Origin of the sequence: Paenibacillus sonchi, from assembly GCF_016772475.1 — a bacterium.
Classification (GTDB): domain Bacteria; phylum Bacillota; class Bacilli; order Paenibacillales; family Paenibacillaceae; genus Paenibacillus_AQ; species Paenibacillus_AQ sonchi.
This window is the reverse complement of sequence record NZ_CP068595.1, coordinates 1-12,365: the sequence shown is the minus strand read 5'-3', so window position 1 is coordinate 12,365 and position 12,365 is coordinate 1. Positions and strand designations below refer to the sequence as shown.

Genomic DNA, 12,365 nt, shown 5'->3' with positions numbered 1-12,365 from the left:
TCGTTACGCAGGTAGGAGGTGGTAATGACGGAGAGAGCCGTTTCTAGTTCACTACCAAGCCGCTTCTTGTAGAAGGTAGAGCTGAACAAGACACCCCAAAAGGGAGTAGGGCAAATCCCCCAGCCATTACGGGCAACAGCCACAAGTTGTTCATGAGGATTGCCAGCATAGCTCCTATAATTGCTAAGGATAGAGAACCGGTGATGAGTAATCCAAAACGTTGACTATGACCCGTCTGTTCTAGAATGGCATGAGCTTCATGAACTGTAGCTTGCCAGCCTTTAAGTTTCTTTGGATGCTGAACAGCACGGATCCGTTTTGTTAAGGATTGATTTCGAATAGACAAATGGGAGAGTAGTTCGGAAAGTTCTTGGGCTAATGTGTAAGGAGTGAATTGCAGGATCAACATGCAGCCTACAGTTAAACCGATAGAAGCTAACAGCAGCATAAACGTCATGAGGCTTCACCTCCAGATAGCAAGCGTTGCAATGAAGATAAGGGTAAACCGTTTTCGAGCAAACGTTTTTGTAGGCCGATGGAAATGTCACTAACCTTCTCATAAGCGCCGTCGATGCAAATATGGCCGGCTCTTTCGTAAGTAGCATGGACGGCAAACCGGAATAGCGTATGAATGACACGCTGACCATCTGGCAGGATGCAGCATTCTGTGATTTCCATCATCCTGCGGGTATTGTCCTCAAGTTTCTTCACAAACAAAATGAGTGGAAAAGCTTCTGTTACCAGGTTGTACAGGGTCTGATCATTCATATCATATTTCTGGGTACAGAGCGTTACCATGCGGTAGTAGGTAGCAAAACAAGAATTCGCATGGGTAGTGGTAATCACAGTATGACCGGTTCGAGCTGCTTCTTGAGAGGCAAAAGCTTCAGCGGATTTCATTTCCCCGACGCAAATAATATCCGGGTTGGCAGTCAGGGCAAATTCCAGAAGTTTTTCCTGATCGATATGCTGGCGGGAGTCTTCGCTGGAGCGTGTCACCGTATGCACCACATTGTTCAGAACGCGGTCGTTTTCGTCGGTAATGACCAGATCAAACTCACGGCAATCATTTTCAATAGTGAATATACGCTTGTCATAGGGGATCGTTGAGAGCAGCCAGCTCATCAAGGTTGTTTTCCCGCTGCCGGTGGCTCCAGTGACGCACATGGATAACCCATACCTTAGACAGATGCTAAGGAAGTCCAGCATTTCCGCGGTCGCTGTTTCATTCTGAATAAAATCCTCTCGGGCTAACTTCTGAGGGTTAATGATCCGTATAGAAGCAGCAATCCCTTTATCTTTATCTGTAATGGGAGCACCGAACACGGTAATGCGAATATTGTTGGCCAGATGGCCCCGGACAATGGGCTGAGAATAGTCGAGGATCATACCGGATTGATGCAGAAGTCGCCGAATGACATCCACCGCATGCTCTGGTGAAGAAAACTGTTCTTCAGCGGGGAGTATGCGTCCATCCGTATAGCTGATTTTCACGTCATTGTAGCTATTGATATTGATTTCTTCGACATCTCTTGAAAAAAGGTAACGGGTTAAAAAGGAATACTCCACCATCTCGGCATACAGTCGATTGATTAGTTCATCGAATGTCAGTCCTGGCACATGTAGCCGTTGGTCGGTTAGATATTGACTCATATAGGAAATGATCTGCTGTTTTTGTTCCTCAGGATGGCGGCTCATTAGTGTGGCATATTTCCCGGAAAGATAAGTCTGAACTTCCTTTAACACATCTGTAAAGGGCTTGGACTGGGTGGCAGAGAAAAATAGAGAAGAAGCTTGATTCATTGACCATCACCTCGGCGTTTTGGTAGGAATGATTTCAGCCAATTGAGGAGATTTAAAGTTGTCGAATTATGGATTGGAGTTGTAGAGGATTTATCTTTTGACTTCGCTACATGCGGGTGTTCTTCCGGTAAAGCCAGTTGAATCAAATGTTCCACACCACTGAGATAGGTTTTTGCTTCTTTGCCAGATAGGTCATCGAGCAGCCGGGCATCTGCCGTTTGTTGCTCAAGCTCAGTCACATAGGGAAGGGTTACCTCAATACCTCCGAAAACTTGACTGTATTCCCGTTCGTCTTGCCCTGCTTTAACATTGGATAGTACAGAGACATTCAATGAACGGCGAAACCGTAAATCCGTCAACAATGGTAAATAGGAAGCATAGAACATGAGGCTTTTCAGCTCACAACTGTGTAACCGATAGACGGTATCGGCCAGTTCCAGTGCTACCGTGGAAAGGGGGTCAGCGGACAGATAGCTGGAGCAGTCGACCAATATCACATCAGCTAGATGTCTTGCCAACGTTAGAAGATCGACAGCTCGTTCTCTGTCGTAAGAAGCATACATAAAAGCGGTGTCCCCTTTTTGTAACCAATCAGAGCAATATTAGGAGAACCTTCCAGTGGTAGAGCAAACCGTAGTAATTCATCTTGGGTTAACGCAGGCAGACTGAGCAGTTCGCCTAGGGAGCGTTGTTGCTTGGCGGCTTGCGGCAGGATTGTGGAAGCGGAGGGGCAAAGGGCATCGCAGCAAAGTATCAGAACATTTTTCTTTTTAGCGGCAAAGGCTTTCGCCAGCTTGATCGTCGTTACAGTCTTGCCGCTACCGGGATTGCCCCAAACAGCGATCAACGGTTTATTACTCATTTGCCTCTCCTTTCTTTTGCTGGGCTGTAAAGTAAGCATCTTGTTTGTCGGTAAAAGCTTTGGCGGTAGCAGGGTCGCCGCGGTACACGAGGGAAGTATGCAGCTTAGCTTTATTCTCAAGATCGGCTAAAAGTTGAGCCTGCTGCGGTTGGACATGTAGGGTTAGGGTCGAAGGGAGTTCATTTTCCTCATCGTCTTCAGCGGTGACGTTAGTACCTGTTTGGGCGTCCAGTCCGCTGCTTGCAGTGACAGCCAATACTTCAACATATTGCAGCTCTGGAGGCATGGTAGTCGTACGCATTTCTCCGTAATCTGAAGCGATTAAGGTCACGATATCTCCAGGTTGAAGTTTCCCGGATAAGCCTGCTGCAAGACTTTTAATTGTGACGGACAAGGCTTGTTTGTGCCCATCCAGTCGATTGAGGTAAGCATCTAGTGGATCAGCAGATAACTTGGCAGGGAGCAAATAGTCGCCGCTTTTGAGATCCACCGCCGCATATTGTCCAACGACGGTCTCCGTCGCTTTGAGAACAGCTTCAGGCAAATGGAGCTTTCCTACCTCAACGGTTTCTACCTGTTCAGACTGAATTATCGAACCTTTGGCAACATCCTTGGTAATACGGATGATTTGAGTGGTATCGCTGGCTGCACGGTTTAAGAGTGGTGCAACACCAAAACAAATGATGAGGGAGAGTATAATACAAACTGCTCCTAATACAGAACGATTTTTAAATCTGTGCATAAAAGACAAGACCTCCTGAGGAAGGGTTTAGAGTTGGAGCATGATAAACGCAAAAAGACCGCCGGCAGATAAAAAGGGAGCCAGCGGCAGAGAAGTTTGTTTAGCAGATTGATAACCGGATTTGATGCCGATACCTGCAGCAGTGAATAGAACAAGTGTTAATCCAATGATGCTTTGAATGGTGCCACCTACAGGACCTAGCACAAATCCACAGGCCGCCATAAGTTTGATATCACCGCCTCCAAGCTTGCCTTTGGAGATTACAGCCGCAACAAGGTACGGTATGCCAGTCAGGAGCATCCCAGATAAGGAGAAAAGAGGAGAGAAGTGTATGAATCCTAGAGCGGTAATAGCTACGGAAAGAGAATCAGGGATCTGGCGAGTTTTCACATCTTGAAAGCTGGCATAAGTCAGGAGGAAGGTAAGAAGTAAACCTTTCAGAAGGATGATATTTAGGGACAGACTCAAGGTTGTTTCTCCTGCCACGGCCATTCAGGTAGACTTCTGTAGGGATATACCTTTTGGCTTTTGGCGAAGCGAATCATAAAGTGTACTTGATCGAGAACGGACAGATTATTTCGGTCTTTCGTGGTCATCATCACTGAGGCGGAAACACCGGTTAAGAAAGTAACTAAGGCCATCGGCACGCTGCCATTGATCAACCAAAGTAATAGCGCCAGAAGTACAGTGAGCAGCGAACCGAGAAAAGCCTGACCTAATTGCTGTTTGCCAAAACCCTGAAACCACTCGGCTTCCGGCTTCACACCCATCGGAATATACAAACTTTGCGATTCTTGAGTCATCTCAGACCTCCTACTGGTAATAGAACAAAATGATATCTTTTACCTGCCAGATGCTTTCGGCAAGTATGTAAAACAGTACAACGTTCCGGCTGCGTTTCTTGTATTTCGCCGCTTCCTCGTCAGCTCCAGCCAGACGTACCATGCAATATACCAAGCGACAGGCACTGCCAAGTCGGATTAAGGCGATAAGAGCTTGTGCAAGCTCCTCCAGTGTATCCATTCAGTCACCCGGCCTTCGTCATTTTGCGGGCCATCCCTACGAGTTTGACGGAGTGATAGACATTGTTTACAACCCCGCCACCGCCACCTGTTGTAATTAAGAAATCAGAGAGGAAGCGTGGTGTCTTGATCGCGAGCATCATACAGGCTAGTCCCCAGAAGACATGGGATTGCAGCATCAACCCCACACCTAATTTGGCTAAGGAGATTTGAATGACTACCGTCAACATGGATTGCATAAATTTCTGGGTATACGCCAGGAACACACCGCGGTCATTATCCAGTAAACCAGCGCAGGCCAGCGGAATGCCAACACGAAGGATGAACATCTCGAGTCCGCGCATGAGAAACTGGAAATATAGAATAAAGAAACAAACCACAAAGACCAATCCGAACAGTGCTGTCACAAGTCCGAGTGAGCTGATGCTGTTAACCCAGGCCTGCCAGTTGTAGTCGGTCGATTGTCCGATGACGACCAGTAACTGATTGGTTAGCTCTTCAACCATTTGACCGATCCAGGTATAGATAGTGGGAAAACAAATGGCAACAGCCATTGCCCTGAAAAAATTGGTCAGTAGAAATAGCGGTTCTTCATCCGGATCGCCATCGGTCCACAGTACATAAATCTCAAAGCCCTTTTTCAGAAATTTGAGAATCATCACTGCAACTCCAAAGCCAAACAAAATATCGTACAAGCTTTCCAGTAGATTCGTGCCAGTTGTAAGGGTCATGTATTTCTCTGCATATAAGGAGATGGGAAGGATATCTTTTAACAAGGTGTCCATATAGATTAGCGCCCCGTTAAGCAGAGCAACGACGAGCAGCAGCAAGATCTTCTCCATCTGTTCCTCCTTTCTAAGAGAAGCGGCGTGACCGCCGCTTCCTCTGAAGGCTGCTTAACCTTTGTAGTTGAACATTTCCTTGATCCGCTGAGTAAGTGTGGGCAGGATGGTTCCTTCAAACAGCAGATACAGACCGCCTAACACGAGTGCTCCGATCACAACAGCCATCAGGATCTTTACAGCCGTATCCACGAAACCTTCCCCGCTTCGGTTGCTAAGTACTCTCTTTGCATTGCTCCCCATGTGAGCAAATTTCTTCGCTATAGCCTTCATCATTTTTTTCATTGTTCATAACCTCCAGAATTCAATGTGAGCATAGAAAAAAGCCTGCTGTGGTTAGCAAGCCCCATTTACTTGTAGTAGCCAATAATGATATTAAGAGTGGCTGCGCCGAGTACTGCACCAATGCAGGATACAACGGCAACAATGATACGGTTGTTCCACTTTTTGGTGTCCATCTCATCAGCGGCAGAGCGCCGGATACTAAAATAAACAATGAGCAAACCGGAAACAACCGGAGCCAGAATCATCAGCCAAGTTGTAACATCACCGATTAATTTCTCAGTCCCGGTCACCAGCTTACTACCTTTAATGTCGCCGGAAGCATAAACGGATGTGGATTCAACCCAATTGTAGTAAAGCGTAAATAGTACGGCTGCTGCAGTTCGTATAACCGAAGAGAAGCGGCCTGACCTTAATCGTCGTCTGAACCTGGAGGGAAGAATCCGCTTTGAGCGGTTGCTTGTTGCCGTTGTTCGGCCATCTGCCGGGTAATGTCTTTCTGATAGTAGATCCAAATATTCCAAAGTTTCACCTCCTCAGCGGTATTCGTTCGTACGATTCGCCGCATTTCTCGTTCTTCTCTTACTTGGCGATTATGCTCCTTGTCCCCAAGGCCCATCATTGCGTTAAACGCCCAGGAGGATAGATCGGGAGAATACATCATTGCTGGATGGGAACGAGAAAGTACAATCTGATAAGGGCGTGAGACACGGTGCACCTCGTCTACCGTTAACAACTTGCGCTCAAGCAGATTCAAGCTGTGTGAAGTGCTGGGCGTCGAATATTTGCCATGTGATGCAGATAGCTGGTAACTGGACGTTGTATATGTCCCAAGCTTCTCACTGACTTCCCGCAGCGTCTCTAAATCGTCAGCCTGTAGATATATCCAAGTCTGACAATTGGATTTGATCGTATTGGCTACATGGTCGTCGTATTTTTCTTTCAATTGTTCGAAACTCTGTAGAAATAGGTTAAAGCGCATTCCACGCCCTCCGCCGACCGTCAACTTATTTGTGAAATCGGCAATAGGCGTAAAGTTACCAAACTCATCAAGGATAAAATTGACCCGTTGTTTTAAGCGTCCTCCACGTTTGTCTGCTTCGGTAGTTAACAGTTCGTACAACTGGGATACCATAAGCGAAGCCACAGGATAAAAGGTTGTCTTCTCATCGGGGAGGATAATAAAAAGCACCTGTTTCTTATTGCCGATGTCGGCTAAAGAAAAGTCGCTTTTGTGTGTGATGGCATAAATGGATTTGGAGGTGAAGAGGCGCAATGTGGTCAACGCTGAGGTATAGAAACTACCTTTGGTGCGGGAGGGAGCAATGTCGGAGATGCTGAGCAGAGCCCGAGCAGGATGGTTCTGAGGCAACCGCTTAATGTACTCCTGCATCGGTGTTTTGTTGCCGATTTGTTTGTTCATCTCCGCTAGAAACCAGTAGACATTGGTCATATTTTGAAACTCCGGGCGCTTGACGTTATCCCACACGACACTTAGGATCGAGGCGGCGATGACCGACATTTCTCCGTTGGTCCAGATTTTTTCACCCTGAGCTTTGCCTACCAGCACGTTCGTCATATCCCAAGCGAGCATTTCTGCTTGCTCTTGGTCTCCAGCCAGCGTCGCGTCAATGATAGGCTGAAGCAGATTGTAATGGTGACTCTTTTCAGGATGGCGGAAATCGAGAGCAAATACTTCATAACCCAGCTTCTCCAGCAGTACGCTACTATAATGAAACAGCTCTGCTTTCGGATCAGAGATAACCAATGATTCTCCGGCTAAAGCCAAGAGTCCGATGGATTGAAGGACCACTGTTCGAGATTTCCCACTGCGCGTCGCGCCGATACAGAGAGAATGAACATCGTCCCCTATAAAGAAAAGACGCTCCTGGTTTCGTGCTTGTTGTAATCCTAGGACAATACCACCCGATTGGATCAGAGGTGGTGCTGCAGCTCGGTGAGGATGGTTAATCACGGCGTTCACTTTCGGAATAGACTTCGGATGAAGCATCCTCACGGTGAAAGTCCTCCTTCTGATCGGTTCGTCGGAAATGCAGGTCGTCGTAACCGGATTGAATCAATTGGCGAATATAGGGATGCTGCAAATCGAGCAATTCGCAGTCGAAGGCATGAGCCCATTCCTCTTCTAGGAGCCATCGTGCGGAACCATGCTGATTTTGTCCCACCTTTACTGGTGTTTCAATCCCGGGTGCAATTTGCTTAAGTTTACTTTGATATGGCCGGTTATTGGAGACGAAAAAGAGAGTGGATAGCAGTAGAGTAAATCCTTGAAGACAAAGAAAAAGCAGAAAGTGAACTCTGCTAGAAATAAGACTACCCAGGCTTGCATTTAGGGAGGGGACAGTGAGGGTTGAAGTTGAACCGGATAAGGCACCATGCAGGGCCGTAGAGAAGAAGAGATTAAAGATGGAACCGTTGGTTATTAAAAGCGTGCAAAGCAGCAGCTTTTGTTTCGTTTTCACCACTCCGGCTCCTCTGTGGGTTCAAAAAAATTATCAGGTCGTTCTCTCAGGGAGGTAGAATCTTGATGGAATTGTGGGGATTTTTCGTATTGTTCCGTAACAGGGAAACGCGCTTCCTGATCCAGCTGTATTTGTAGAAAGAGTGATCTTGGTGCCGGCTGATCATAAATACGGCCCCATTCTTCAACATGAAGATTATGCATCGTTACATAGACGGGATGATCCTCACATAGTGTGTGCACCAAACTATCCTCGTTGATAATTTGTTCCAGTATAGCGGGGTGAGAAGCAGATAATTCATAAACCGGAATGGAGCAAGCATCGAGTGGAAAAAAGAGATAGTTTTCTTGACCAGCTGCTACTTCCTGTGCCATCTCCGATAGACAATGATTTGCGATCGTTTGATGTACCGCGAGTGCCCACTCTCCGTCATGATTCACCATGGAAATACCATTGTAGAACTCTTGGCTTTCCGTAATGTCTCCCCAAGGTGTAGTTGCTGGTGGGGTCATTCCACCAAAATACTCCGGAGCAAAAAACTCTCCATCCTGGGCCAGTTTTTCTGGCGATCCGCACCATTCTTTAAATTCCGGATCCGTAATTGCATCCTTCTTGAGCAGTTCATAGGCAGGGATGATACTTTTGGCATCGTCGAAATAGATATGATCACCTTGTGACTCTCCAGCTTGCAACGCTTCTTCACTGAGTACTTCTTTGGCATAATCAGCATCCACAACAATGCCGCTATTGTGTTCGGCCATCATGCCGTACACATGCAAGCCAATTTCCGCGCAGGTTAAAATATTACCCCATATCGAGCTTTCGGGCTGAGGCATGGACTCACTTCCTTCTATAATAAAGATGAGTTGTTACCGACCTTCTTCGGTAATTTCAAGCGTCTCCGAGTTACCGTCAAAGTCATGGCTAAATTCTTGTTCGTAGTTCAGGTGGATTTCTCGATCTTTAAGCTCGGGCAGTAGTTCCTCCAATCGGTCGATCAGGATCTGGACCTGTTCGAATTGGTCCATCGTCTTGTCGTTGGGACTGATGAGGAATTTGACCATCTCATCATGAATGAGAATAAGCTCATTTTGGTTGAATAGTTTCTTACCATCTACCAGGCCGCTGCGGACGGCAAAGTTCTCCATCGCCTCATTTCTGTCATAGAAATATTGGCGTTGTACCGGTATTCCATTCTCTGGAGCGAGACGGTAGGTCGAAAATACATATTCGAATAGAGGATGATGTTTGCAAGCCAGAATGACATCCCCGTATTCACTAAGCTTGTAGACACCGTTTGTGATCTTCTCTTCCTTATCGGTGTATGGCTTTTCAGTACAAACACCCAGCTGCAAGGCTGTTTTCCTTGCTAGGTCTGAAATACTGCTCATAAGCCGATCCGGGACAGTAACAAAAGGATTGCGTTCAATACTGTCCATCCTCGTATAAAAGGCAATGATCTGATTCTTCTGATACAAATCTGCTAAATAGTCCGCAGATGTGGAACGCCGAACCTCAATCCCTTGTTGGGATAGGGCAGCAAAGAAGCTTTTATAAAATTCACTTTTACTTTTCGTTCGAATCACTCCTATCAAAAAGGCTACTGTTCGAGATCCAGTTCAGCTTGAAGTGGCGAATGAAGGAGATTTGGAGAATGGGGAGTCAATGACTCGATTTTCTGTAGAAGGAGGTCGATGGATTGCTTTTCGTTATATCCTAGTGTGGGATCATTGATGCTGCGATAGAGAAGGGCGGTGTAAAGCGAACTGAGCTGATCGCTATCGAACAATCTACCTTTGTCGAGTAATCCACTTCGCATTAGAAAATCGTCTGTTGCCTTCCCATATTCATTGCGATAAAAATAATGCCCCATGGCAAATCCAGTCCGCTCGTTATTCATCTCCCACGTAACAAAGCGAAACTCACCGTCCCCATCGTAGCGGCCGGCTAATACATGATGGTTATATTCCAGCATACTGCGGTAACTGCTCAAACTGGAGATTCCAAGCTGGGTAGCATTACGGTAGGTAGTCTCTATCTCCCAGACCTTTCCGAGAATGCTCGAAATCTGGTGAGCGAGTGCAGCTTCGGTATTAGCTGGATAATGAATTTCACCATTATCATGGATAAACGCGATAGGGTCATTCTTATGAAGAACGGAGAGAACGGAGGACGATTCGCGCTGGATATTCAAACCCAAACGGGAGAGTTCTGCTTCTAGCACCTCGTTCATTCGATTATTGATCTCCATTGGCCGATTGTTCCTTGAGCTGAGATGGACTCTCCTGAGAAGGAATTACTTGAGATTGTTGATTCGGTTTGTCTTCTGAAGATGGTCGATGTTTCCGTGGAGTTTGACGCATCAGTTTCTCAAAAGATTGCAGCTTTCCATTGGTAAAAAACATTTGATCATTCCTTTCGATGTGGTTGGAGACTCACATTACCTATCGAATCCTTTATCCTTATTTCGAAAAAGCCATTCTTTCTTAGCCTGCTTCGATAAGTCACCGCCCATTAGCTTGCTTTTGTCGTCGTAATCCATTTGGGCATTCATCGCCAAGCCTTCCATCATGTTAAGCAGCTCAAGCACTAATTGCTCTGTCATGGCATACTGCCAATTAGCTTGTTTGATGTTAAAGTTGGCATCCTCCTCTAGCTGGATGATGGTGCGAACCGTGGAGAGGATGCGGTTGGCGATACGTTTCTCTGCTTCAGCCTGATACTTAGCACGCTGCCTGTTCAAATGATCTGGATTAGAGTCATAAAGCATTGCCAGGTTCATTTTGGCCTCAACGTAATCATCTACCATCTGAGCCAGATAGCGATTCTCTTGCAACAAGTTCTGTACAAACTTATCCAGCAGTGCTTTCGATTCAGGAGGCAACAGCTTGTACGCAAGTCGTCCGGATTTCGGCATTTGTTGACGCAATTGAAAAAGCTGTTCAGCCAACTTCTTGACAGAAGAGGGCTCCACCAAATGATGTTTAGGAAAGAGGAGAAGAGAGTCTTCATCGTCAATTTCGAACCGCTGCTGGAATGCTCGAAATGCTTTTGGATTCAACTGTTTCAGATAGTTCTCAAATTCTGCTACCAATTGATCGGTAATTTCGGATACTCCAGATTTGGCCTGATCCCGCATGGCAATAAACTGTTTAATTTTATAAGCGAATGTGTCTTTAATCAGCTGTTTGCGAATGCGGTTGGGGATTTTGGGGGAAGTGTAGTTCCTCATGATTTCTTGTTTCTTATCCCAGAACACTACATGAAGATGGGGGTGATCTATTTCGTTATGAAAGGCGGCAGCCCAACAAAGGTTCTCTGTTTTAATCTGGTTTTGTGCTGCAAGTGTGGTAATGTGTTGTTCGATATACTGCTGCCATGCCGTGAAGTTTGATAGTCCTAGTTCCATTGCAGTTTCTCTGCGGAAAGAAATAATGCAACGATACATGTTTTTGCCTTGCTGCGAAATATCTCGGACAGTTCGCGCCACTTCTTGCCAGGAATCAAATATTTGCATCTCGCCGGGCTTTAGTTTTCCGAATAGACCATGGTTTTTCGCATCATGCCGAACTGCACCGGGGCGGGTGGCGATATAACCAATATGACAGTAATTGCTGACTGCAGTTTTGGACTTATTGGGATGGAAGAAGCGTTGCTTATAGATCAGAGCCGACATCGGTATCGCCTCCGCGCAGTCGCTCAGCATCCTGCTCAAAACCATCACCGGAGAGGAATAGCTTCTCCACATCAGTGAGCTTCATCTTCATGTATTCCACTGCAAGCTGCCGAGCCTTCTTCTCAATCTCCCGGAAAGTTGTATAACGATTCACATCGATTAAATCCGCAATGATAGCAATGGTGGAGTAATAAGAGGCGGCGGACATGATGAGGTCTTTGCTAGCCAGTCCGGCTAACCGGTTACTCAAACTGTTGATGGCAATGGTGATCTCCTGGCGGATAATAGTAGTGATGAAATCAATCTCTTCGGTATAGGCATCTACAGACATCCCCTTTTGAATAAAGGCACGTACGATATCTGCCATACTGAGATGCTTGGTAGCTGCATGCTTTTTCAATGCTTCATATTGTTTCTTTGGGAGCTTGACGGTGATCTGTATGGTTTTCTCAGCTTGTGCCATGGCATCTCCTTCCCTTTGGGGTACTCTTAAGCGACATTCGTTTGCCGGGTGAAAATCACTAAAAATGTCGGTGGAAGCTCTGCTTCCACGCTGTTTTCTCGCAAAATGACATTTTGCTATTCCTGCCTTTACACCACCACCATCGGGCGGTGCCCTCTGGTGGTGGGACGGCAGTTCTCTTATCCAATGA

Annotated in this window: 18 protein-coding genes; all 18 read right to left on the bottom strand. The window is 46.3% G+C overall.

All coding sequences use genetic code 11. The annotated features are described in order from the left end of the window. Positions 1–43 precede the first annotated feature (43 nt). The gene (locus tag JI735_RS00090) at positions 44–457 is read right to left on the bottom strand and encodes a hypothetical protein (RefSeq protein ID WP_202676906.1); all 414 of its coding nucleotides are present in this window, start codon (positions 455–457) and stop codon (positions 44–46) included. Then, positions 454–1,803, bottom strand: a complete 1,350-nt coding sequence (locus tag JI735_RS00085) for a CpaF/VirB11 family protein (protein WP_202676904.1) — start codon at positions 1,801–1,803, stop codon at positions 454–456. Before JI735_RS00085 ends, JI735_RS00090 begins: the two co-directional genes overlap by 4 nt. Beyond that, positions 1,800–2,366, bottom strand: a complete 567-nt coding sequence (locus tag JI735_RS00080) for a hypothetical protein (protein WP_202676903.1) — start codon at positions 2,364–2,366, stop codon at positions 1,800–1,802. Before JI735_RS00080 ends, JI735_RS00085 begins: the two co-directional genes overlap by 4 nt. Beyond that, positions 2,324–2,665: a hypothetical protein gene (locus JI735_RS00075; protein WP_202676902.1), complete on the bottom strand. Its 342-nt coding sequence runs from the start codon at positions 2,663–2,665 to the stop codon at positions 2,324–2,326. Before JI735_RS00075 ends, JI735_RS00080 begins: the two co-directional genes overlap by 43 nt. After that, entirely contained in the window at positions 2,658–3,407 is a 750-nt protein-coding gene (cpaB, locus tag JI735_RS00070) for a Flp pilus assembly protein CpaB (protein ID WP_039833721.1), read from the bottom strand. Before cpaB ends, JI735_RS00075 begins: the two co-directional genes overlap by 8 nt. 27 nt (positions 3,408–3,434) lie before the next feature. Then, positions 3,435–3,899: a prepilin peptidase gene (locus JI735_RS00065; RefSeq protein WP_051051582.1), complete on the bottom strand. Its 465-nt coding sequence runs from the start codon at positions 3,897–3,899 to the stop codon at positions 3,435–3,437. Next, positions 3,872–4,210 (bottom strand): hypothetical protein, encoded by a 339-nt coding sequence (locus JI735_RS00060; RefSeq protein ID WP_039833723.1) that lies wholly within the window; start codon positions 4,208–4,210, stop codon positions 3,872–3,874. The genes JI735_RS00065 and JI735_RS00060 overlap by 28 nt, the downstream gene beginning before the upstream one ends. A gap of 10 nt (positions 4,211–4,220) precedes the next feature. Then, positions 4,221–4,430 (bottom strand): hypothetical protein, encoded by a 210-nt coding sequence (locus JI735_RS00055; protein WP_039833724.1) that lies wholly within the window; start codon positions 4,428–4,430, stop codon positions 4,221–4,223. Positions 4,431–4,434: 4 nt separating this feature from the next. Continuing rightward, the gene (locus JI735_RS00050; protein WP_202676901.1) at positions 4,435–5,271 is read right to left on the bottom strand and encodes a conjugal transfer protein TrbL family protein; all 837 of its coding nucleotides are present in this window, start codon (positions 5,269–5,271) and stop codon (positions 4,435–4,437) included. Between the two features lie 54 nt (positions 5,272–5,325). Next, a complete protein-coding gene (locus JI735_RS00045) occupies positions 5,326–5,556 on the bottom strand; it encodes a DUF6133 family protein (protein WP_039833727.1) in 231 nt (76 codons plus the stop codon). A 65-nt stretch (positions 5,557–5,621) separates the two neighbouring features. After that, positions 5,622–5,846, bottom strand: a complete 225-nt coding sequence (locus tag JI735_RS35100) for an Mbov_0395 family pilin-like conjugal transfer protein (RefSeq protein WP_197074276.1) — start codon at positions 5,844–5,846, stop codon at positions 5,622–5,624. 119 nt (positions 5,847–5,965) lie between these two features. Next, positions 5,966–7,564 (bottom strand): VirD4-like conjugal transfer protein, CD1115 family, encoded by a 1,599-nt coding sequence (locus JI735_RS00035; RefSeq protein WP_233476546.1) that lies wholly within the window; start codon positions 7,562–7,564, stop codon positions 5,966–5,968. Beyond that, positions 7,521–8,036, bottom strand: a complete 516-nt coding sequence (locus tag JI735_RS00030) for a hypothetical protein (protein ID WP_202676899.1) — start codon at positions 8,034–8,036, stop codon at positions 7,521–7,523. The genes JI735_RS00035 and JI735_RS00030 overlap by 44 nt, the downstream gene beginning before the upstream one ends. Further along, entirely contained in the window at positions 8,033–8,872 is an 840-nt protein-coding gene (locus JI735_RS00025) for a hypothetical protein (protein ID WP_202676898.1), read from the bottom strand. The genes JI735_RS00030 and JI735_RS00025 overlap by 4 nt, the downstream gene beginning before the upstream one ends. 33 nt (positions 8,873–8,905) lie before the next feature. Then, positions 8,906–9,622: a hypothetical protein gene (locus JI735_RS00020; RefSeq protein ID WP_233476191.1), complete on the bottom strand. Its 717-nt coding sequence runs from the start codon at positions 9,620–9,622 to the stop codon at positions 8,906–8,908. 14 nt (positions 9,623–9,636) lie between these two features. Further along, on the bottom strand, positions 9,637–10,269 hold the full coding sequence (locus JI735_RS00015; RefSeq protein WP_202676897.1) for a hypothetical protein: 633 nt from the start codon (positions 10,267–10,269) through the stop codon (positions 9,637–9,639). 207 nt (positions 10,270–10,476) lie between these two features. Then, positions 10,477–11,712 (bottom strand): MobP3 family relaxase, encoded by a 1,236-nt coding sequence (gene mobP3, locus JI735_RS00010; protein WP_202676896.1) that lies wholly within the window; start codon positions 11,710–11,712, stop codon positions 10,477–10,479. Continuing rightward, entirely contained in the window at positions 11,693–12,175 is a 483-nt protein-coding gene (locus JI735_RS00005; protein ID WP_202676894.1) for a ribbon-helix-helix protein, CopG family, read from the bottom strand. The genes mobP3 and JI735_RS00005 overlap by 20 nt, the downstream gene beginning before the upstream one ends. Positions 12,176–12,365: the final 190 nt, after the last annotated feature.

What these genes read in the sequence shown, in the direction of transcription:
- JI735_RS00035 (WP_233476546.1), bottom strand. Translation starts at nt 7,564, where the DNA reads ATGCTTCATCCGAAGTCTATTCCGAAAGTGAACGCCGTGATTAACCAT.
- JI735_RS00090 (WP_202676906.1), bottom strand. Translation starts at nt 457, where the DNA reads ATGACGTTTATGCTGCTGTTAGCTTCTATCGGTTTAACTGTAGGCTGC.
- JI735_RS00005 (WP_202676894.1), bottom strand. Translation starts at nt 12,175, where the DNA reads ATGGCACAAGCTGAGAAAACCATACAGATCACCGTCAAGCTCCCAAAG.
- JI735_RS00065 (WP_051051582.1), bottom strand. Translation starts at nt 3,899, where the DNA reads ATGGCCGTGGCAGGAGAAACAACCTTGAGTCTGTCCCTAAATATCATC.
- JI735_RS00085 (WP_202676904.1), bottom strand. Translation starts at nt 1,803, where the DNA reads ATGAATCAAGCTTCTTCTCTATTTTTCTCTGCCACCCAGTCCAAGCCC.
- mobP3 (WP_202676896.1), bottom strand. Translation starts at nt 11,712, where the DNA reads ATGTCGGCTCTGATCTATAAGCAACGCTTCTTCCATCCCAATAAGTCC.
- JI735_RS00025 (WP_202676898.1), bottom strand. Translation starts at nt 8,872, where the DNA reads ATGCCTCAGCCCGAAAGCTCGATATGGGGTAATATTTTAACCTGCGCG.
- JI735_RS00055 (WP_039833724.1), bottom strand. Translation starts at nt 4,430, where the DNA reads ATGGATACACTGGAGGAGCTTGCACAAGCTCTTATCGCCTTAATCCGA.
- JI735_RS00015 (WP_202676897.1), bottom strand. Translation starts at nt 10,269, where the DNA reads ATGAACGAGGTGCTAGAAGCAGAACTCTCCCGTTTGGGTTTGAATATC.
- JI735_RS00045 (WP_039833727.1), bottom strand. Translation starts at nt 5,556, where the DNA reads ATGAAAAAAATGATGAAGGCTATAGCGAAGAAATTTGCTCACATGGGG.
- JI735_RS00060 (WP_039833723.1), bottom strand. Translation starts at nt 4,210, where the DNA reads ATGACTCAAGAATCGCAAAGTTTGTATATTCCGATGGGTGTGAAGCCG.
- cpaB (WP_039833721.1), bottom strand. Translation starts at nt 3,407, where the DNA reads ATGCACAGATTTAAAAATCGTTCTGTATTAGGAGCAGTTTGTATTATA.
- JI735_RS00075 (WP_202676902.1), bottom strand. Translation starts at nt 2,665, where the DNA reads ATGAGTAATAAACCGTTGATCGCTGTTTGGGGCAATCCCGGTAGCGGC.
- JI735_RS00050 (WP_202676901.1), bottom strand. Translation starts at nt 5,271, where the DNA reads ATGGAGAAGATCTTGCTGCTGCTCGTCGTTGCTCTGCTTAACGGGGCG.
- JI735_RS00080 (WP_202676903.1), bottom strand. Translation starts at nt 2,366, where the DNA reads ATGTATGCTTCTTACGACAGAGAACGAGCTGTCGATCTTCTAACGTTG.